The 21,057-nt window shown below is 64.4% G+C and carries 19 protein-coding genes and 1 other RNA gene; all 20 read left to right on the forward strand.

The annotated features are described in order from the left end of the window. The first annotated feature begins 31 nt into the window (after positions 1-31). A complete protein-coding gene (locus tag GWL_RS14790; protein ID WP_008331563.1) occupies positions 32-688 on the forward strand; it encodes an HAD family hydrolase in 657 nt (218 codons plus the stop codon). A gap of 194 nt (positions 689-882) precedes the next feature. After that, positions 883-4,284, forward strand: coding sequence for a DUF748 domain-containing protein (locus GWL_RS14795; protein WP_008331564.1), 3,402 nt, complete (start codon positions 883-885; stop codon positions 4,282-4,284). Positions 4,285-4,457: 173 nt separating this feature from the next. Continuing rightward, positions 4,458-4,838, forward strand: a transfer-messenger RNA (tmRNA) gene (ssrA, locus tag GWL_RS23065). A 567-nt stretch (positions 4,839-5,405) separates the two neighbouring features. After that, positions 5,406-6,230, forward strand: coding sequence for a beta-ketoacyl synthase chain length factor (locus GWL_RS14800; RefSeq protein WP_081486080.1), 825 nt, complete (start codon positions 5,406-5,408; stop codon positions 6,228-6,230). Then, entirely contained in the window at positions 6,223-7,011 is a 789-nt protein-coding gene (locus GWL_RS14805; protein ID WP_008331566.1) for a 1-acyl-sn-glycerol-3-phosphate acyltransferase, read from the forward strand. The genes GWL_RS14800 and GWL_RS14805 overlap by 8 nt, the downstream gene beginning before the upstream one ends. 3 nt (positions 7,012-7,014) lie before the next feature. Further along, positions 7,015-7,278, forward strand: coding sequence for a phosphopantetheine-binding protein (locus GWL_RS14810; RefSeq protein WP_008331573.1), 264 nt, complete (start codon positions 7,015-7,017; stop codon positions 7,276-7,278). 64 nt (positions 7,279-7,342) lie between these two features. Beyond that, positions 7,343-7,621 carry an acyl carrier protein gene (locus GWL_RS14815; protein WP_008331579.1) on the forward strand — a complete coding sequence of 93 codons (279 nt, stop codon included), beginning with the start codon at positions 7,343-7,345 and terminating at the stop codon, positions 7,619-7,621. Positions 7,622-7,625: 4 nt separating this feature from the next. Beyond that, positions 7,626-8,192, forward strand: coding sequence for a membrane protein (locus GWL_RS14820; RefSeq protein WP_034350918.1), 567 nt, complete (start codon positions 7,626-7,628; stop codon positions 8,190-8,192). 10 nt (positions 8,193-8,202) lie between these two features. Beyond that, a complete protein-coding gene (locus GWL_RS14825; RefSeq protein WP_008331583.1) occupies positions 8,203-9,942 on the forward strand; it encodes an AMP-binding protein in 1,740 nt (579 codons plus the stop codon). Continuing rightward, positions 9,939-10,715 (forward strand): glycosyltransferase family 2 protein, encoded by a 777-nt coding sequence (locus GWL_RS14830; protein ID WP_008331585.1) that lies wholly within the window; start codon positions 9,939-9,941, stop codon positions 10,713-10,715. The genes GWL_RS14825 and GWL_RS14830 overlap by 4 nt, the downstream gene beginning before the upstream one ends. Continuing rightward, the gene (locus tag GWL_RS14835) at positions 10,712-11,674 is read left to right on the forward strand and encodes an acyltransferase (protein WP_008331587.1); all 963 of its coding nucleotides are present in this window, start codon (positions 10,712-10,714) and stop codon (positions 11,672-11,674) included. Before GWL_RS14830 ends, GWL_RS14835 begins: the two co-directional genes overlap by 4 nt. Beyond that, positions 11,661-13,241 carry a histidine ammonia-lyase gene (gene hutH, locus GWL_RS14840; RefSeq protein ID WP_008331590.1) on the forward strand — a complete coding sequence of 527 codons (1,581 nt, stop codon included), beginning with the start codon at positions 11,661-11,663 and terminating at the stop codon, positions 13,239-13,241. The genes GWL_RS14835 and hutH overlap by 14 nt, the downstream gene beginning before the upstream one ends. Further along, on the forward strand, positions 13,234-13,698 hold the full coding sequence (locus GWL_RS14845) for a thioesterase family protein (protein WP_008331592.1): 465 nt from the start codon (positions 13,234-13,236) through the stop codon (positions 13,696-13,698). Before hutH ends, GWL_RS14845 begins: the two co-directional genes overlap by 8 nt. Next, the gene (locus tag GWL_RS14850) at positions 13,695-14,306 is read left to right on the forward strand and encodes an outer membrane lipoprotein carrier protein LolA (protein WP_034350922.1); all 612 of its coding nucleotides are present in this window, start codon (positions 13,695-13,697) and stop codon (positions 14,304-14,306) included. Before GWL_RS14845 ends, GWL_RS14850 begins: the two co-directional genes overlap by 4 nt. Beyond that, positions 14,299-16,713, forward strand: a complete 2,415-nt coding sequence (locus GWL_RS14855) for an MMPL family transporter (RefSeq protein WP_008331595.1) — start codon at positions 14,299-14,301, stop codon at positions 16,711-16,713. Before GWL_RS14850 ends, GWL_RS14855 begins: the two co-directional genes overlap by 8 nt. Continuing rightward, positions 16,710-17,273 carry a DUF3261 domain-containing protein gene (locus GWL_RS14860; protein WP_008331596.1) on the forward strand — a complete coding sequence of 188 codons (564 nt, stop codon included), beginning with the start codon at positions 16,710-16,712 and terminating at the stop codon, positions 17,271-17,273. The genes GWL_RS14855 and GWL_RS14860 overlap by 4 nt, the downstream gene beginning before the upstream one ends. A gap of 13 nt (positions 17,274-17,286) precedes the next feature. Then, complete coding sequence (locus tag GWL_RS14865; protein ID WP_008331597.1) at positions 17,287-18,486, forward strand: beta-ketoacyl-[acyl-carrier-protein] synthase family protein; 1,200 nt, start codon at positions 17,287-17,289, stop codon at positions 18,484-18,486. After that, complete coding sequence (locus GWL_RS14870) at positions 18,483-18,956, forward strand: hotdog family protein (protein ID WP_008331598.1); 474 nt, start codon at positions 18,483-18,485, stop codon at positions 18,954-18,956. Before GWL_RS14865 ends, GWL_RS14870 begins: the two co-directional genes overlap by 4 nt. Then, positions 18,953-19,690 carry a 3-oxoacyl-ACP reductase FabG gene (fabG, locus tag GWL_RS14875; RefSeq protein WP_008331599.1) on the forward strand — a complete coding sequence of 246 codons (738 nt, stop codon included), beginning with the start codon at positions 18,953-18,955 and terminating at the stop codon, positions 19,688-19,690. The genes GWL_RS14870 and fabG overlap by 4 nt, the downstream gene beginning before the upstream one ends. Further along, entirely contained in the window at positions 19,687-20,931 is a 1,245-nt protein-coding gene (locus tag GWL_RS14880; protein WP_008331600.1) for a beta-ketoacyl-ACP synthase, read from the forward strand. The genes fabG and GWL_RS14880 overlap by 4 nt, the downstream gene beginning before the upstream one ends. Positions 20,932-21,057: the final 126 nt, after the last annotated feature.

Raw genomic sequence — 21,057 nt, forward strand, 5'->3', positions numbered from 1 at the left:
GGCGCTTTTCTTCCTGCCACTCTGACCGCCCATGCCACTCCGCCCTCCCCGCGCGATCCTGTTTGACCTCGACGGCACCCTTGCCGATACCGCTCCCGACCTGGCGGCCGCCGCCAACTTCCTGCGCCAGCAACGTGGCCTGGAAAATGCCCCCTATGAAAGTTTGCGCCCGGTGGCCTCAGCCGGTGCCCGTGGACTCATCGGTGCAGCACTGGGCATCCATCCGGGCGATGCGGAATATGAAGATTTGCGCGTACTTTTCCTGGACCGCTACCAGGCCAACATGAGCACCCACAGCCGTCTCTTCGATGGCATCCCGGAGTTGCTGAGCCAACTGGAAGCGCGCGGCATCGCCTGGGGCATCGTCACCAACAAGGCCGCGCGCCTGACCGACGTACTGGCCCCGCAGATCGGCCTGGGCCATGCCGGCTGCACCGTCTCCGGCGACACCACCCCGCATCCCAAGCCGCACCCGGCACCGTTGCTGGAAGCCGCCAAGCGCCTGGGACTGGCGCCCGAGGATTGCTGGTACGTCGGCGACGACCTGCGCGACATCCAGGCCGGCCGTGCCGCCAACATGCCCACCATCGCCGCCGCCTGGGGCTATTGCGGGCACACCGAACCCGCTGCCTGGCAAGCGGACGCGCTGCTGCATGCACCGCTGGACATCCTCACCCTGCTGGACTGATTCCCCTGCCAGTCTTGCCTGACGCGCCTGGAAACTTGGGCGCGTCTTTTCCCTCCTAGCAGTGCCATGTCGCCTCGCATTAGAATGGCGACAACCCCGGCGCACGCCGCAGCATCGCCTACCATCACAACCAGAACCGGCCACCGGCGCACACACGGCGCCAGCACGGACCGGCACCGACAAGGGAAACCGTCATGAGCAAGCCGGACCGCGCCTCTCTCACCCAGCATCCCGCCTGGCATCGGATGAGACGTCCGCTGCGCTGGGTCGGCTGGACGCTGGTTGTCCTGCTGGGCCTGGCCGCGCTGAGCTGGGCTGCCCTGCCCGCACTGGTGCGCAAGATCGCTGTCGACCAGACCCAGGCGCAACTGGGTCGCAGGCTGGAGATTGGCGAGATCGCCTTCAATCCCTTCAAGCTGGCGCTGCGCGCCTCGGACATCACGCTCTATGAAGCCGATGGCAAGCAGCCCTTCTTCAGTGCCAAGGGCTTGCTGGCCGACCTGTCCGCCGCCTCGCTGCTGCGCATGGCGCCGGTGCTGGACGAAATCAGACTGAGTACGCCGCAACTGCACGTGGTGCGGGTGGATGCGCACGGCATTGGCCACTACAACTTCTCCGACATCCTCGACCGCCTGGCGGCCCAACCCAAGAGCGAAGGCCAGGCGCACTTTTCGCTGGCCAACGTGCAACTGCAGGACGGGCAGATCCGCTTCGAGGACAAGGTCAGTGGCAAGAACATCGACATCGCCGCGCTGCAAGTGGGCCTGCCCTTCATCTCCAACCTGCCCGGCAACATCGACAGCTTCGTGCAGCCGCAATTGTCGGCCACCGTCAATGGCACCCCGCTGCACCTGAAGGGTCGCAGCAAACCCTTCACCTCGACGCAGGAATCGACCTTCGCCATCGACATCGACCGGCTGGACCTGGTGAGCTACCTGCCATTCGTTCCCGCCGAATTGCCAGTGCTGATCCAGAGCGCCAAGCTCAGTACCCGGCTGGACCTGGGCTTCACCCGCAAGGATGACAAGCCGACCGTCACACTGGCCGGCGAGGTCCGGATGGAGGACCTTTCTCTACAGGACAAGGCGCATGCGCCCCTGTTCAAGACCAGGTCGCTGGCGCTGCAGATAAAGCAGTTCGACGTCCTGGCCGCCAGTGGTGAACTGAGCCAGCTCACGCTGGAGCAAGCGCAGGTCTGGGCCGGCATGAACGCGCGCGGCGAGATCAACTGGCAGCGTGCGCTGGCAGGTGGCCAGACCGGTGCCCGCAGCACCTCCAGACAAGCGAGCGCCTCTTCTCCCGCCGCCACTGCGAAGCAGCCGGCTTCCTCCATCGTGCTGCAGCAACTGACTGTGCAGGATGGCGAAGTCAACTGGCGCGATGAAGCCAATGCCTCGCCGGCTCAGGCCATCAAGCTGAGCAAGATCGATATCAACGCCACCCAACTTTCCACCGCTGCCGATGCCAAGCCGGCCCGCTTGACGCTGTCCGCCGTCGAGAACGGCCGTGGCAAGCTGGCCTTCGATGGCCAGGTCCAGGCCATGACGGCCAGCGTTGTCGGCAAGATCACGCTGGAGAACATCGACCTGGCGGGCTACCGTAATTACCTTGCCCGTGCGCCCATCAGTGGACTGGCGGGCCGGCTCTCCGGCCAGACCACGCTGCAACTGCAGCATGGCCATCTGCGGCTCGACGACAGCAAGGTGCAGTTGGCCGACCTGCGCCTGGCTCCTCCCGGCAAGGGGGCGCAGCCACTGGCTCTGCAATCGCTGTCGCTGCAGGCGCCCAGGCTGACCGATACGCTGGACCAGGCGATTCCCTTCAAGCTGCAGGCACGCTTTGAGAAGACCGGTAGCGTCGAACTGACCGGCCAGGCCGCCGCGCATTTCAAGCACGTGGCACTGGAACTGGAGATCAAGAACCTGCCCATTACGCCCTTCCAGCACTATTTCAGCGATGTACTCAATGTCTCCATCAGCAGCGGCCTGGCCAGTGCCCGGGGCAAGCTGGAAGTGACGCCGCCGCTGGAGGATCGCAAGCTGGCACTGGACTACAAGGGCAGCGCCGCCATCACCAACCTGCGCATGCAGGACAAGCTGACCTCCACCGACTTCCTGCGCTGGCGCACACTGGAACTGGCCGGTATCGAGGCCCGACTGGGCGGGCGTACGCAGGTGAAGCTGGAGAAGGCAAGGCTGTCCAACTTCTACGCGCGCGCCATCCTCTCCGAAAAAGGTCGCCTGAACCTGCAGGACATCGTGGTGGCCGACGCCCGGGAACAGGGTTCGATCACCGATGACAGCAAGAAGGCCGGCAAGGACGACACACCGTCCGGTACTGCAAGCACGCGCAAGACTACCTCCGCCAACCCGGTCACCGCCGCCGCGTCGGCGGATGCGCCGCTGGTGCGAATCGGCCAGGTGGTGCTGGACGGCGGCAACATCAACTACACCGACAACTTCGTCAAACCCAACTACACTGCCAACATGACCGGACTGGCCGGCAGCATCGGCCAGATCGCCTCGGACAAGCCGCAGCCGGCACCGGTGAACATCACCGGCAAGATCGACAACGATGCCCCGCTGCAGATTTCTGGCTCGCTCAATCCGCTCTTCAAGCCCATGTACCTGGATCTCAAGGCCAGTGCCAACGGCGTGCAACTGCCGCGCCTGACGCCCTACTCGGCCAAGTACGCCGGCTATCCGATCACCAAGGGCAAGCTCTCGATGGATGTGCATTACACGATCGAGAACGACAAGCTGGTCGCGCAGAACGATCTGCGCATCGAGCAGCTGAGCTTCGGCGAGCGGGTCGACAGTCCGGATGCCACCAGCCTGCCGGTGATGCTGGCGGTGTCCTTGCTCAAGGATCGCGATGGCAACATCAACCTGAACCTGCCGATTTCGGGCTCGCTGTCGGACCCGCAGTTTTCGGTGGGCGGCATCATCGTGCGGGTGTTCGTGAACCTGATCGTCAAGGCCGTCACCTCGCCCTTCGCGCTGATCGGTTCGATGTTCCGTGCTGACGAGCACATTGGCGAACTGCGCTACATCGAGTTCTCGCCCGGCTCCTCGGAAGTCACCGACGAAGTGCGCAAGAAGCTCGATGCACTGGGCTATGTTCTGCATGAGCGCCCCGGCATCAAGCTCGACATCACGGGTCGTGTCGATCCCAAGGTCGATGACCAGGGTCTGCGGCGTGAAGCGCTGGAACGTGCGATGCGCAATCTCAAGCGGGCCGACCTGATCGCCAGGGAAGGACAGCCGTCCGGCCCGGTGCGCATCAGTGCGGCCGAGCGTGCCAAGTACCTGGAACGCGTCTACAAGGACAGCAAGTTCGACAAGCCGCGCAACATGATCGGATTGCTCAAGAGCCTGCCCGAAGCCGAGATGGAAAAGATGATCCTGGAACACACCGAAGTGACCCAGGATGACTTGCGCAAGCTGGCGCAGCGCCGGGCTGACCAGGTGCGAAATTATTTACAGGAGCAGAGCGTGATCGAACCTGCGCGCATCTTTCTGATTGCCCCCAAGCTGGACGGCGCCGGCATCCCGGACAAGGAGCCCAAGGCACGGGTCGATCTGACGATACAGTGAGCAAAGGCTGCGCAGGCGGGCCTTGAAAAGCCGCACGCTGCCCATACAGTAGGGAGTAGGTTATAATCAGCCTCCCGCTGCCAAAGCGGGGGCCTCTTCAGGAAACGCTGCGAGGGGCCAGCGTAATACGCAAGTTCACGCGCCCAGCGGGATTTGCGAAGCTTCAACACCACGGGGCCGACTTGGTTTCGACAGGGGTTGCAAAGCGGAACAGGGCATGCCGAGGACTGGTTACCTCGTTAATCCATCCGGAACTGCTTAAATGCAAACGACGAATCTTACGCTCTCGCAGCGTAAATCGCACCTAGAAACCTAAGAAACTTCTAGCTCTACAGCACTTCTTCCCTGGGGTGTGCTGGCAACAGCGGTAGAGTCATTTACAGGGAATCGTGGCGTATGGGGTTACTTCATACGTCATTAAATCCAAGGTAACTCGTCCTGTCGAAGCGTGTGCGTCCGCGTCGCCAGGATCAAAACCAATTGACTGCACTACGCATGTAGAACTGTCTGTAGAGTGCTTCTGGACGCGGGTTCAATTCCCGCCGGCTCCACCAATACCAATGCCCGACTGTGTATGCAGTCGGGCATTTTTGTTGCCCCTGGCGGGTCTGCGAGGGTTCACGCGGATTCCCGCGACTTGGTGGTTGGGCTGGGTTGCCAGAAAAAAACCGTTCTGACTTTCTCCAGGCCATTTTTCTCTCCTGCTGTTGATTTGCTCGCAGAATTGACTCTCTCCCTCCAACCCTAAACAAGTTCCAGAATCGCGCCACGGCGTTTCGAGCCGGGCCACCGAAATAGTTAAAAAATTGGCGCTGAAAACGTACATCCCTTCACTTCAAGACGATAGACAACGTACCGAATCGACAACACCAACCCGGCGGATAAGCCCCCTGGCTGTAGCTCTCCGTGTTTCTCCTTGAAAATTTCGTGTTAATTCAAGAGGGTTTTGTCGTACCATTACCCGGTCTTACAAATTGTAACGTTTAAAGACACCGGATAAGTGCTGTAAATAAACAAGAAAACGGCGTATCCACCGATGCAGGCAGCGTACCGGCCTGCTTCGGAAGAAGGGGGATCCGGTAGATAACACCGCCAAGTAGAAGCCTGGGGCTTTTGACGATATGTATTCAGGGGATGTCAGTTTTTCAGTTGCATCGCATGCGCAGTGGGTTCCGGGTCTCGAATCCCAAGCTGACTGGCAACGATGGATCAGGCATGATCGCCAGGCTGCAGGTTCGGGGGAACCAGCAGTCAAGGCCATGCCGCCCATGCTGCGCCGACGCACCAGCCCGGTGGGCAAGCTGGCGCTGGAAGCCGCCTACGGGGCCTTCAATGCTGCCTCCCTTGGCACTGGCGCCCGCCAAGTCGGCGACGCCAGCGATAGCACCACGGACAGTGCTGGCCTTGACATCCCGGTGGTGTTTGCTTCGCGCCATGGCGAATGCGCCCGTTCTGTTGAGCTCCAAATGGCCTTGGCCGCTGCCGCCCCCATGTCGCCCACCGCCTTCAGCCTCTCGGTGCACAACGCCAACGCCGGCCTGTTTTCCATCGCCCGTGGCAGCCAGGCCAATACGGTGGCCATTGCGGCCGGCCAGAGCACGGTCGAACATGCCGTCATCGAAGCCTGCGGCCTGCTGGCCGACGGCATGCGTCAGGTGCTGCTGGTGGTGGCCGACGCACCACTGCCGGCGCTCTTTACCGACTTCGCCGATGAACACGAAGAGCCCTGCGGCTGGTCCTGGCTGATGCAGGCGGCCGACGAAAACGCTGCATTACCCACACTGTCCCTGCAATGGCAGCAGGTGCAAGCGGCCAGCCACACCATGCCCTGCGCGCAAGGCACCGCCGGGCCCGCTGCGGTATTGCGCTTTTTCCTGGACGCTGCAGCGTCCACTCTGCAGCGGCAGGCCGACGGCCGTCACTGGCACTGGATGCGACATGCTTGAACGGGTCCTGCCGCTGATCGACCGTGGCTGGCGCATCTTGGCCACGGGGATGTGTTTTGCTCTCTTCGGACTGGGCGGGCTGCTGCTGCGACTGGTGATCTTCCCCGTTTTGCAATATCTGGTCCGGGATCCGCAGCAACGCGTGCTGTGGTCGCGCCACCTCATCCGCCTGGCGTTTCGCGCCTTCGTCGAAGTGATGCGCCTGTGCGGCGTGATCCGCTATGAAATCACCGGACTGGAACGTCTGAACCGCAACGGCCTGCTGATCCTGGCCAACCATCCGACGCTCATCGATACGGTGCTGCTGATGGCCTTCGTGCGCCATGCCGACTGCATCGTCAAGGGTGCACTGTGGCGCAATCCCTTTACCCGTGGACCGGTGCAAGCGGCCGGCTACATCAGCAATGCCCAGGGGCCGGATCTGATCGATGATTGCATCCGCTCCATCCGCAGCGGCGGCAATCTCATCATCTTCCCCGAGGGTACCCGCACGCCCGGCGACGGCCAGATCAGCCTCAAGCGCGGTGCGGCCAACGTCGCCGTGCGCGGCGGCTGCACGATCACGCCGGTGCGCATCCGCTGTACGCCCGGTACCCTCGGCAAGGGAGAGAAATGGTGGCAGGTGCCGGCCACGCGCGCGCATTTTCGCCTGCACATCGGCGAGGACCTTCAACCGCATCACATCATCGGCAACGAGCAGCTGCACGGCGCCGACCATCCGACACTGGCCGCGCGCCAACTGACGACTTACCTGCAACAGTACTTCATGAAAGAGAACTAGGCCATGCACGACCTGGAACAAGACATCAAGCAACTCATCATCGAGGCCCTCGACCTGGAAGACCTCGCCCCCGAGGATATCGACAGCGCCGCGCCCCTGTTCGGCGATGGCCTGGGCCTGGATTCCATCGACGCACTTGAACTGGGCATGAGCCTGCAGAAACGCTATGGCATCAAGCTTTCTGCCAATTCCGAAGAGACCCGCAAGCACTTCGCCTCGGTACAGGCGCTGGCTGCGCTGGTGGCCAGCCATCAGGCCACGGCCTGAGCGCCTCCCCAGGCTGTACATCACCACAACGACGTTGCCAAGCCACTTGCAAGAGAAGCACATCATGACCACTCTGACACCTGACATGACCAAGGACGAAATCACCGTGTGGATCGTCGATATGCTGCACGAGATGTTCGAGCTCGACAAAGCCGCCATCACGCCCCAGTCCAACCTCTACACCGATCTCGACATCGACAGCATCGATGCCGTCGACATCGTGGTCAAACTCAACCAGACCACGGGCAAGCGCATCCAGCCCGACGTCTTCCGCAGCGTGCGCACGGTGCAGGATGTCGTGGATATTCTGGCCACGCTGATGCGCGAACAAGCGCACGCGTAAGCGCATGAAACCTCCCGCGATGTCCCGGCTGACCGCCCTGGCCGGCCCGCTGTTGATCCTGCTGTATCCCCTGCTGATCTGGTACGCCCACGGCAAGCTGGAACCACGCATGCTGGCCCTGCTGCTGGTGCTCATCGCCGCGGTGCGCCTGTTCACCAGCCGCAGCAGCCGCCCGCTGCGCTGGATGGGCGTGGCCGCGCTGGCCCTGGCCGCGCCGGCCCTGGCCTGGAATGCGCTGCTGCCGCTGAAGCTCTATCCGGTAGCCATCAGCGGCGGCATGCTGGCCCTGTTCGGCTACAGCCTCTACAAACCGCCTACCGTCATCGAACGCATGGCACGCCTGAGTTCACCCGACCTGCCGCTGTTCGTGATCGCCTATACACGCCGGGTTACCCAGGTGTGGTGCCTGTTCTTCGCGGTCAATGGCAGCATCGCCCTGGGCACCGCACTGTGGGCCTCGCCAGCGGTGTGGTCGATGTACACCGGGGTCATTTCCTACGTCGCCATGGGCGCGCTGTTTGCCGGCGAATACCTGGTGCGCCTTTACGTCCGGCGCCAGCATCATGCGTGAGACAGTCGACATGCCCGCCACCACAAGGCTGGACCTGCTGCAACTACCGTTCCAGGCATTTGACGGCGAACGCGTGATCGGCTGGCGCGACGGCGTGGCGGTCACGTATGCCACCTGGCGCGCCGAGTTGCTGCGCTGGAAGCAGTTGCTGCAGACCACGCCGGGCCAGCGTTTCGCCCTCTTCCATCAAGACACGCTACATTTCGCTGCCGCCCTGTTGGGTACCTGGCTGGCCGGCAAGACAGCCTACCTGCCCAGCGATGCCCTGCCCGACACCTGCGGCCAGTTGCGCGGCGAGGTCGATGGTTTCCTCGGCGACTTCGGTGTCCATTGGCCGGCCTTGCAGCCCGCTCCTGATGCCTCCTTCGACGATCCTTCCTCTCCTTGGCCCGCCTTGCGCGCGGACTTCGCCGGCCTGGTGGTCTACACCTCCGGCAGCACCGGCCAAGCCCAGGCCATCCCCAAGCAACTGGGCCAGATGGCCAATGAAGTGGCCACGCTGGAGGCGCTCTTCGGTGCCACAGTGGGTCAGGCCGAAGTGGTCGCCACGGTATCGCACCAGCATATTTATGGTTTGCTGTTCAAGGTCTTGTGGGCGCTGTGTGCGGGACGTCCGGTGCATGCAGGCAGCGCGTTCTTCCCCGAGGATCTGCAGCGCATGGCTGGTAACCGCCCGTGGCTGCTATTGTCCAGCCCGGCCCATCTGAAACGCCTGCCCGAGCAGGCCACGCAACCGGATGCGCGCCAACTGCGCGCGATCTTCTCTTCCGGCGGTCCGCTGCCGGCCGAAGCGGCATGCGATGCCGCGCGGCTGCTGGGGCAGCGTCCGCTGGAAATCTATGGCAGCTCCGAAACCGGTGGCATCGCCTGGCGCCAGCCCGACAGCGATCTCCTGCAGCGCCGCGAGCACTGGCAGGCCATGCCCGGCGTGTCCGTGCGCCTCGGCGCCGAAGGCGAACTGGAAGTGCGCTCGCCGCACCTGCCCGACAGCGGCTGGTTCAGCATGGCCGACCGTGCCGTGCTGATGGAAGACATCCCCGCTGCCTTTGAACTGCGCGGGCGCAGCGACCGCATCGTCAAGCTGGAAGAAAAACGCATCTCGCTGACGCGCATCGAACAACTGCTGGCCGCCAGTCCGCTGGTCGAGGAAGTGCGCGTGATCGTTCATCAAGGCCGCCGCGCACGCCAGTTCATCGCTGCCTTCGTGGTGCCCACTGCGCAAGGTCAAGCCCTGCTGGTCGCACAAGGCAAACTGGCCCTTAACGCCGCGCTCAAGACGGCATTGGCCGGCGCCATCGAAGCCATCGCCCTGCCGCGCTTGTGGCGTTACCTGGAGGCACTGCCGGTGAACTCGCAAGGCAAGGTTACGCTCTCGGCACTGACCGCGCTGCTGGAGAGCAGTGCGCCCACATTGCCGAACGTAACCGAACTGCAGCGCAGCACAGGGCAAGTGCAACTGGCGCTGGACATCCCCGCCGACCTGCTCTACTTCCGCGGCCACTTCCCCGGCGCACCCATCCTGCCCGGCGTGGTGCAGACCGACTGGTCGCTCACGCTGGGCCGGCGCTACTTCAACCTGCCGCCACGCTTCCTGGGCCTGCAGACCTTGAAGTTCCAGCGCGTCATCACACCAGGCATGCGCGTGCTGCTGGACCTGCAATTCGATACCGCCAAGTCGCAGTTGTCCTTCCGTCTGCATTCGGACGCAGGCCAGCACGCCAGCGGCCGCTTCCTGCTGGGGGCGGCATGACCGCATCCACCTTGCACAGTACCGTGGTGGTGATCCCGGTCTACGACCACGAGCACGCCATCGGCGCGGTAGTCGCTGCCGTACGCGGTCACGGGCTGCCTTGCATCCTGGTCGACGATGGCAGCAGCCACGTCTGTGCCGCCGTGCTGCGACAACTGGCCGCCACCGATCCGCAACAGGTCACGCTGCTGGTCCACACCCGCAACCAGGGCAAGGGCGGCGCCGTCATGACCGGCCTGCGCCATGCCGCGTCGGCTGGCTACACCCACGCCTTGCAGATCGATGCCGACGGCCAGCACGACAGCGCCGACATCCCGCGTTTCCTGGCCGCATCACAGGCGGCTCCGGCCGCCGTCATCAACGGCAAACCGATCTATGACGACAGCGTGCCCAAGGGCCGGCTCTATGCCCGCTACCTGACGCACATCTGGGTGTGGATCAATACGCTGTCGCTGGAGATTGCCGATTCGATGTGTGGCTTCAGGGTCTATCCACTGGCGCCGACGCTGCAGTTGATGGATAGCGCTCCTATCGGGCGGCGCATGGATTTCGATACCGAAATCCTGGTCCGCCTCTACTGGCGCGGCCTGCGCGTAAACAACCTGGCCACGCGGGTGCGCTATCCAGCCGACGGTGTGTCGCACTTCCAGGTCTGGCTGGACAACGTACTGATCTCGCGCATGCACGCCCGCCTGTTCTTCGGCATGCTGCTGCGCGCGCCGCTGCTGCTGGCGCGCGGCAGCTGGCGGCGCCTGGGCGGGCGCAGCGCATGAGCCATCCACCCCGTACGCGCCATTGGGCGCAGATCAACGAAGTCAGCTTCGTGGCCGGCATGCGTTTGCTGTTCGCGGTCTATCGCCTGCTGGGCCGGCTGCCCTTCCGGCTGATGCTCTATCCGGTGCTGTGTTGGTACATCGCTGCCAATGGATCTGCCCGCCAGGCCTCGCGCGATTTTCTGGCGCAGGTACGGCGCTACCGTCCCGGGCTGCCGCTGCGCTCCGGGGTTTTTGGCATTTTCCTTCACTTCGCCGCATTCGGCGAAAGCCTGCTGGACAAGATGTTGCTGTGGGGTGGCCTGTTCCCCATCAAAAACGTTCATTTGCACGGTAGCGCGCCTATTTCCGAGGCCATCGCCGCCGGGCGTGGCGGACTCATCATCTGCACCCACCTCGGCAACCTCGATCTGTGCCGCGTGATCGGCCGCCAGCATCCCGCCCTCAAGCTGACGGTACTGGTGCATACGCGCCACGCCCAGGCCTTCAACCAGATGCTGGCCCAGCTGGATCCGGCCAGTCAGTTGAACCTGATGCAGGTCACCGACATGTCTCCAGCTACTGCCATGATGCTGGCCGAGAAGGTGGCACAGGGCGAGTTCGTGGTCATCGCCGGTGACCGGGTGCCGGTCTCGCCGCAGCCACGGGTGGCGCGCGCGCCTTTCCTGGGCCGCAGTGCTCCCTTTCCGATCGGCCCCTACGTCATGGCGGCGCTGCTGCAATGTCCGGTGTTCCTGATGTTCTCGCGCCGCAGCGCCGAAGGCGCGGAGGTCAGCTTTGAAGCCTTCCGTGATCGCATCGTCCTGCCACGCAAGCAGCGTGCAGCGGTGCTGGACGAACTGGCGGCAGCATATGCCGCACGCCTGGAAGCGCACTGCCTTCAGGCGCCTTACCAGTGGTTCAATTTCTATGATTTCTGGGCCGATTGCGCCCTGGACGAACAGCATGCCTCACACTGACGTTTCCTCTTCCGCCAAGAGCGCCCCTGTCTGCTTCGGCGCCCAGCCCCTCACCATCGAGGATGTGGTGGCGCTGGCGCGGCGCGAGCGCACGGTGCAACTGCACGACGCCGAGAGCTTCCGTGCACGTATTGCGCGCGGTGCCGATTTCCTCGACCGACTGCTGCGCGAGGATGGCACCATCTATGGCGTCACCACCGGCTATGGCGATTCCTGCACGGTGACCGTGCCGCCGCAACTGGTGCCGGAACTGCCGCATCACCTCTACACCTACCACGGCTGCGGCCTGGGAGCGCTGTTCACGCCGGAGCAGGCGCGCGCCATCCTGGCGGCCCGGCTCAATTCCCTGTGCCAGGGCTTCTCGGGCGTGAGCGTGGCCTTGCTGGAACAGATCGCGGCGCTGCTGCAACACGATCTGTTGCCGCAGATTCCCTGCGAGGGCTCGGTGGGTGCCAGTGGCGATCTCACGCCCCTGTCCTACCTCGCCGCCGTACTGTGCGGCGAGCGCCAGGTCTGGCGCGATGGCGCCACAGTGCCGGCCGCCGAGGCACTGGCCGCAGCCGGCCTGACGCCGCTGCGCCTGCGTCCCAAGGAAGGGCTGGCCATCATGAACGGTACCGCCGTCATGACCGCGTTGGCCTGCCTGGCCTTCGACCGTGCGCGCTACCTGTGCCAGCTGGCTACCCGCATCACGGCCATGAGCAGCTTCACGCTGGATGGCAATGCCCACCATTTCGATGCCACCCTGTTCTCGGCCAAACCGCATCCGGGCCAGCAGCAGGTGGCGGCCTGGCTGCAGCGCGACCTGCCGTGCGGCCAGGCGCACCGCAACGAAAAGCGTCTGCAGGATCGCTATTCGGTGCGCTGTGCGCCGCACGTGATCGGCGTACTCAACGATGCCCTGCCGTCGCTACGCCAGTTCATCGAGAACGAACTCAACAGCGCCAACGACAACCCGCTGATCGATCCGGATGGCGAGCGCGTGCTGCATGGCGGCCATTTCTATGGAGGGCACATCGCCTTCGCCATGGACAGCATGAAGACCGCCGTGGCCAACATCGCCGACCTGCTCGATCGCCAGATGGCCCTGATGGTGGACCAGCGCTACAACAACGGCCTGCCGGCCAACCTGTCCGGCGCCCAGGGCGAACGCGCGCCCATCAACCATGGCCTGAAGGCCCTGCAGATCAGCACTTCGGCCTGGACTGCCGAAGCCCTCAAGCTGACCATGCCGGCCTCGGTGTTCTCGCGCTCCACCGAATGCCACAACCAGGACAAGGTGAGCATGGGCACCATTGCCGCTCGCGATTGCCTGCGCGTGCTGGAACTGACCGAACAGGTCGCGGCCGCCTTGCTGATCACGGTGCGCCAGGGCGTGTGGCTGCGCAGCCAGCGCCAGCAACCCGGCGATACGCCGCTGCAGGACTTGCCGGCGGGCCGACTGGCCGCCATGCAGGCCGCGTTGGCCGAAGACATCGCGGTGGTTGATGAAGACCGCATGCTCGAACCCGACCTGCGCCGGCTGCTGCAGCGTCTGCGCGCCCAGGCATGGAGTCTGTATGACTGACCCCCTCCTGCCTGCGGGCAAGATCACCCTGGCCAATTCGCCCTGGCGCGGGGAGGTTGAGTTGCAGATCCAGTTCTATGACCTCGACCCCATGGAAATCGTCTGGCATGGTCGTTATGTCGAATACATGGAAGCCGCGCGCTGCGCCCTGCTAGACGGCATCGGCTACAACTACCCCGCCATGAAGGAGTCCGGCTATGGCTGGCCGGTGATCGACCTGCACCTGCGCTATGCCGCACCGGCGCGCTTCGGCCAGCGCATTCGCGTCAGCGCAGCCATCGTCGAGTGGGAAAACCGCCTGCGCATCGACTACCTCATCAGCGACGCCGTCAGCGGCGCGCGCCTGACCCGTGCCTCCACCGTTCAGGTGGCGGTGCAGATGAACAACCACGAGATGTGCTTCGTTTCGCCCCCGGTGTTGTGGCACAAGCTCGGACTGACGCCTCCCACCCCATGAACGCACGCTCCCTTCTCTGCTGCTTGGCCTTGCTGGCCATCCTGCCTATCGCCCAGGCCGCTGCGCCGGTACAACAGATCCAGTCCAGGCTGGCCAAACCGACCGTGATGTGTGGTCGCTTCGACCAAAGCAAGCAACTGACCGGCATCAAGAAGCCACTGCAATCGCATGGGCGCTTCTGCGTGCTCAAGGGCCGGGGCATCCTGTGGCAGACGCTGCAACCGTTCCCCGGTACCCTGCGCATCACTCGCGACGCCATCGTGCAGATTCAGGATGGCCGCATCGCCATGAAACTCGATGCGCAACAGGAACCGGTGGTAAAGATGATCAATAGCGTCCTCTTCTCGCTGCTGGCAGGGGATTTGAGCCAGCTCGACACGCTCTTTGAACTCGATGGCAGCCTGCGCGACGGCCACTGGCAGGTCGCGCTCAAGGCACGCCAGCCGGCCCTGGCCAAGGCCATCGGCGACATCAGCCTGGCCGGTGCCAGCTATGTGGACAAGGTCAGCATGCAGGAAGCCAGCGGCGACCGTACCGAGATCAGCTTTTCGGCCATCAAGACCGGCGAAGGCGCCATGACGGCCGAAGAAGGAGCCCTGTTTGACTAAGCCCGGCCGTTGCCTGCAGCGCCTGTTGGCGCTGGCATGGCTGCTGGCGGTGCTGCTGGTGGCCGGACACAACGCCTGGCTGTGGCTGGGCCAGCGCGCCAGTCCCGATACCGACATCCTCGCGCTGCTGCCCGGCGCCAACGGCAAGGATGTGGTGCGCCAGCAAGCCTTTTCTCACATGGTCGACGCGGCCCAGCAAAAGCTGGTGGTACTGGTCGGCGACCGAGACTGGAGCCGGGCCCGCGCCGGTGCACAGGCCTATCTTGACGTCCTGCGCGGGCATGCTGAACTGATCGTGCCAGTCAGCGGTGACTCTGCGCAATGGCAAAGCCAGTGGCTGGACAGCCTGGAGGCTAGCCGCACCGTGCTGCTCAGCGATACCCAGCGCGCCGAGCTGGCCGTCGGGAATGCACAGCAATGGAGCCAGCGCGCCCTGGCGGGTCTTTACGGTGCCTTCGGCGGACCGCGTCTGGGCGCCTGGCAGGATGATCCCTTCGGACTCTTCAGCCAGTGGGTCCAGGAACGCGCCAAGGAAACGCCGGTGCGTCCGCGTGATGGCCAGCTCTTCGTAGAACGTGACGGCATCAACTATGTCCTGCTGCTACTGGAGTTGAAGGCCCCGGCATTGTCGATGCAGGCACAGGAGCAGGTCATGCCGTTGCTGACACAGGCGCAGCGAGCCGCCCACAACCAGGCCAGCGAGGTCGTCAGCGGCGGGGTGATCCTGCATGCCGCCGCCGCCAGTGCCCAGGCCGGCAGTGAGAGCGCCACCATCGGCGCCGGCTCGCTGCTGGGCATCCTGCTGTTGATGTGGCTGACCTTTCGCTCCTTCAAGCCGATTCTCTACATCGCCCTGTCCATTGCCGTCGGTTGCCTGGGTGCGCTGTCGGTGAGCATGCTGCTGTTCGGCAAGATTCATTTGCTGACCCTGGTATTTGGAGCCAGCCTGATCGGCATCGCTCAGGACTATGGTATCTACTTCCTCTGTGCCCGCCTCGCAGCACCGGCATCGCAGGATTCGCAGGCCCTGTTGCGACGCCTGTTGCCGGGGCTTGCGTTGATGTTGCTGGCAGCCCTGATCGGCTATCTCGGCATGGCCCTGACGCCCTTCCCCGGTTTGCAGCAAATGGCCGTGTTCTCCGCACTGGGACTGGTGTTTGCCTGGCTGACGGTGATCTGCTGGTTCCCTCAACTGATCGGTCCGCACACGCTGCGCGCGACCCCGCAAGCGCTGCGCTTCGGCCAGAGCATCGCGCGCTGGCCTGATCTGCTGGGCGGCTTCGCCTGGCACCTGGTCCTGCCCGGGGTGGTAGCGCTGATCGGACTGGCCATCGTCGGGGTCGCCCGTCTGCACAGCAGTGACGACATCCGTGCCCTGCAGAAAAGTCCACCTGCCTTGCTGCAGGATCAGATCCGCATCAGCCAGTTACTGGACATGGCCGCGCCGGTACAGTTCTACCTGGTGCGCGGCGCGTCGGCCGAGGCCGTCTTGCAGCAGGAAGAGGCGCTGCGCGAGAAGCTGCAACCGCTGCTGCAACGCAAGCTCATCAGCGGCGTACAGGCGCTCTCCAACTGGGTTCCCTCGCAGCGCCGCCAGCAGGAGAATTTGTCCCTGCTGCATCGCAGTCTGCTGGATACCCGAGGCGATGCGCCCGATGCCATCACCCTGACTGCCCGCGCCATCGGGGAGAGTGCGCAGTGGGCGCAAGCGCTGCGCCAGCGCATGCTGGAGAAGACCCAGCCGATCACGCCAGCGCAATTCCTCGCCACCCCGGCCGCAGCCGCCTCGCGCCATCTGTGGCTGGGACAAGTGGATGGTCAATTCGCCAGCATCGTTGCCCTGCGCGGGCTGGCCGACTATCGCCAGCTCGACCAATTGGCCGCCGTCGCCGAAGGACTGCCGGGTGTGCAATGGGTGGACAAGGTTGGCGAGATCTCGTCGGTGCTGCGTCAATACCGGATCATGATGGCTTGGGCGCTGCTCTGCGCCTACGCGGCCATCTTCGCCCTGCTGACGCTGCGCTACCGCCGCCGCGCCTGGCGCGCGCTGGCGCCGCCGCTGCTGGCCTCGCTGCTGACCCTGGGCCTGTTCGGCTGGCTGGGTCAGCCGCTGCAACTATTCCACGTGCTGGCTGGACTGCTGGTGCTGGGACTGGGCGTGGACTATGGCATCTTCCTGCTCGAATCTTCCCCAAACCAGCGTGCACATGCCTGGCTGACCGTCGGCCTGTCTGCCGCCAGCGCACTGCTCTCCTTCGGCCTGCTGGCGTTGAGCAAAAGTCCGCCACTGCACGCCTTTGGCCTCACCATGCTCTGCGGGATGCTGCTGGTGTGGCTGCTGGCCCCCCTGTTCACCCATCCCGGTCTGGGCACCTTGCGCGCCCAGCCGGTCAAGGACTCCGTATGAAACCCGCCCTGCTGCTTGCCGCCATGACCGTCGCCTTCCTGCTTGCCGCCTGCGCCGCGCCCATGGTGCCCGATGGCCGTGCCCCGGCGCGCCTGTCCCTGCGACTGTCGCCGGCGGCACTGGGACAAAGCATCAGCCTGCAGCAACATCTGACGGTCGAGCGCGGCAGCCGCGTCGACCAACTCGACACCGCCCTGGAAATCGATGCCGGGCATGTCGATCTGGTCGGTCTGGCCTTCGGCCAGCGCGTCATGTCGCTTCACTATGATGGCCAACGCTTGCAGGTCTGGCGTCATGCCTTGCTTCCCAGCCAGGTACAAGGTGAAGATGTGCTGCAGGACGTACAACTGACGCTCTGGCCGACCGAGGCGATTCGCCAGGCACTTCCTGAGGGCTGGGAGTTGCGCGAAGCCCAGGCTCAACGTACCCTCCTGCTCCACGGCGAAACGATTGCCGTGATCGACTATCCCGACCAGCGGCGCTGGGGAGGGAAAGTGATCCTGAACAATCTGCGTTACCACTACAAGCTGACGATTCAGTCGGTGGTAACCTCTGAATGACATCGCCCCAAGCATGAGCCTTTATCTCAACGCCCTCGGCATGGTCTGCCCGCTAGGCGGCACGCACGAGACGATCCGTGCGCGCTTGCTGGCCGGCCAGAGCGGCCTGCGCGACGATGCACGCCATGTCGACGCAAATGGCACGCCACTGGCACTGGGCGCCGTGAGCGAGGATACGCTGCTCCCGGAAGACAGCCATCTGCCCCTGCGCGAACGCAGCCGCAACAATCGCCTGGCGCTGGCAGCACTGCAACCCATCCGTGCTCAGGTCGATGCCGCCATCGCCCGCCATGGCGCAGAACGTATTGGCATCGTGCTCGGGACCAGTACCTCCGGCATCGCCGAGGGCGAGGCCGCCTTTGCCGCACGGGCCAGCAGCGGCAGCTTTCCGCCCGGCTATCATTACGGCCAGCAAGAATTGGGCTCGCCCGCCGCCGCGTTGCAACTGACGCTGGGCACCACCGGTCCGGCCTACGTGCAATCGAGCGCCTGCGCTTCCAGCGGCAAGGCCATCGCCAGTGCTGCACGCCTGCTCAACATGGGTCTTTGCGACGCCGTGCTCTGCGGCGGCGTCGACAGCTTGTGCGATTTCACCATTGCCGGCTTCACCGCACTGGAATCAGTGAGCACCCAACGTTGCAATCCGCTCTCACTGCATCGCCAGGGCATCAACATCGGCGAAGCTGCGGCCCTGTTCCTGCTCACGCGCGAGCCGGCGCCCGTGCAATTGAGCGGGTGGGGCGAATCCTCCGACGCCTATCACATCTCGGCCCCCGATCCCCGGGGCCGGGGCGCACAACTGGCTATCAGCCAGGCTTTGCGCCGTGCCGGACTGCGCGCTGACCAGATCGACTACATCAACCTGCACGGCACGGCAACAGCGCAAAATGATGCGATGGAGTCACACGTCATCGAGACCCTGTTCGGGCTGGAAGTGCCGGTGAGCTCGACCAAGCCCTTCACCGGCCACACCCTGGGCGCGGCCAGCGCCGTTGAGGCCGGACTGTGCTGGCTCCTGATGCAGGACGGCAATCCGGACGGCCTGCTGCCGCCGCATCTGTGGGATGGCGTGCCTGATCCGGTGCTGCCGCCACTGGCGCCGGTAGCGATCGGGCAAGCTCTGGGCCGGCCGCTGCGGCACGTGCTCTCCAACTCCTTCGCCTTTGGCGGCAGCAACGTGGCGCTGGTGTTTTCTCGCCGGGAGGACACATGAATCCGGCCCTGCAAGATATCCCGCCGATTGAGCAACTGCTGCCGCACGCCGCCCCCATGATCCTGATCGACCGCGTGGTGGCGGTGAGCCACGATCAACTGCAGGCCGAACTGGAAATCCGCCACGACAGCCTCTTCCGGCAGGGCAGCGGCGTAGGAGCCTGGGTCGGCATCGAATACATGGCGCAGAGCATCGCCGCCTGGGCCGGTTACCACGAACTGCGCCAGGGCGGTCGCGCCAAGATCGGCTTTCTGCTGGGATCGCGCCGCTATCACTGCGCAGTTCCCGAATTTGCCACCGGCATGCGCCTGGGGGTGTCGGTGCAACTGCTGTTGCAGGCGGAGAACGGGCTGGGCTCCTTCGAATGCCGCATCACCGACCTGGCGACGCAACAAGAACTGGCGCAAGCCACCGTGTCGGTGTTCCAGCCGCACGACGCAACACACTATCTTCAAGAAGGCATGGCATGACCACATCGGGAGAACACAGCATTTTCGTCACCGGCTCGAGCCGGGGCATCGGCCGCGCTATCGCGCTGCGCCTGGCACGCGAGGGGTACCACATCGTCCTGCATTGCCATGCACGGCGCGACGCCGCCGACCAGGTAGCCGCCGAGATCGCGGCGCTGGGCCGTCAGGTCCGCGTACTGCAATTCGACGTCGCCCACCGCGAGCAAGCCTCGCAAGCCCTGCTGGCGGACGTGGAACAGCACGGCTGCTACTACGGCGTGGTCTGCAACGCCGGCATCACCCGCGACAACGCGTTTCCCGCCATGCCCGGCGAAGACTGGGACAGCGTCTTGCGCACCAACCTCGATGGTTTCTACAACGTGCTCAATCCGCTGGTCATGCCCATGGTGCGGCGGCGCGCTGCGGGCCGCATCGTGACCCTGGCCTCGGTGTCCGGGCTGATCGGCAATCGCGGCCAGGTCAACTACAGCGCGGCCAAGGCCGGCGTCATCGGCGCCACCAAGGCGCTGGCGCTGGAACTGGCCAAGCGCGACATCACCGTCAATTGCGTCGCCCCCGGCCTGATCGATACCGACATGACCGAAGACGCTCCCGTCGAGGAAATCCTCAAACTGATCCCCGCCCGCCGCGCCGGCAAGCCCGAGGAAGTGGCGGCGGCCGTGGCCTTCCTGATGTCGCCCGATGCGGCCTACATCACGCGCCAGGTAATCTCGGTCAACGGAGGCCTGGCATGACGCATCCGCGCAGCGAGCGCCGGGTGGTGGTCACCGGCATGGCCGGCATCAGTCCCATCGGCACCGACTGGACCAGCGCACTGGCGCAGTTGAAAACCTATACCAATGCCGTGCAGCGCATGCCCGGCTGGGATGACTACATCGGCCTGCACACCCGCCTGGGTGCACCGGCAGCAGAGTTTTCGCTGTCCGAACGCTACAACCGCAAGACCACGCGCAGCATGGGCCGGGTCGCCCTGATGGCCACCCGCGCCAGCGAATGGGCGCTGGCCGATGCCGGGCTGCTGGAAGATCCTCTGCTCAAGAGCGGCCAACTGGGCATCGCCTATGGCTCCTCGGCCGGCACGCCCAATGCGATTGCCGACTTCGCCATGATGTTCGCCGAAAAGAATACCCGCGACATCAACGCCAATACCTACCTGAAGATGATGGCCCACACGGCGCCAGTGAACATGGGCGTATTCTTCGGCATTACCGGTCGCATCATCACCACGTCCAGCGCCTGCACCTCGGGCAGCCAGGGCATCGGCTATGCGTACGAGACCATCCGCAGTGCGCGTCAGGTGGCGATGGTCGCTGGCGGTTCGGAAGAACTGTGCGCCACCGAAGCCGCAGTCTTCGATACGCTCTACGCCACCAGCGTTCGCAACGACACTCCGAAGCTCACGCCCAGCCCCTTCGACCGCGACCGCGACGGCCTGGTGCTGGGCGAAGGCGCCGGCAGCCTGATTCTGGAAGACCTGGAACACGCCCAGGCACGCGGGGCGCGGATCTATGCCGAGATCGTCGGTTTCGGCACCAACAGCGACGGCGCCCACGTCACCAATCCCAACGCTGCCACCATGCAGGCGGCTATCCAGATGGCGCTGGACGACGCCGGCTTGCCGGCCTCGTCCATCGGCTACATCAATGCGCACGGCACCGGTACGCGCCAAGGTGATCTGGCTGAGACCCAGGCCACCGCACGCGTGTTCGGCCATCGCGTACCGATCAGCTCGCTCAAGAGCTACATGGGCCATACCCTGGGTGCCTGCGGCGCGCTGGAAGCCTGGCTGTCCATCGAGATGATGCGTCACGGCTGGTTCGCTCCGACCATCAATTTGCAGCATCCCGACTCCGACTGCGGCGAACTGGACTACCTCACCGGGCAAGGCCGCGCACTGCAGTGCGAATACGTGATGTCGAACAACTTTGCCTTCGGTGGCATCAACACCTCGCTCATTTTCAGACGCTGGCCCTGAACGCCCCTCCTCTGCCTCCTCTCATGACAAGGAAAACAAGCGATATGAAGATCATTTCCCTCTCCCTCGCACTGACCCTGGCGCTGGCCGCCACCATGGCCGGTGTCGCCCTCAAGGGCGACATCG

Source organism: Herbaspirillum sp. GW103, from assembly GCF_000261365.1.
GTDB lineage: Bacteria > Pseudomonadota > Gammaproteobacteria > Burkholderiales > Burkholderiaceae_D > Herbaspirillum.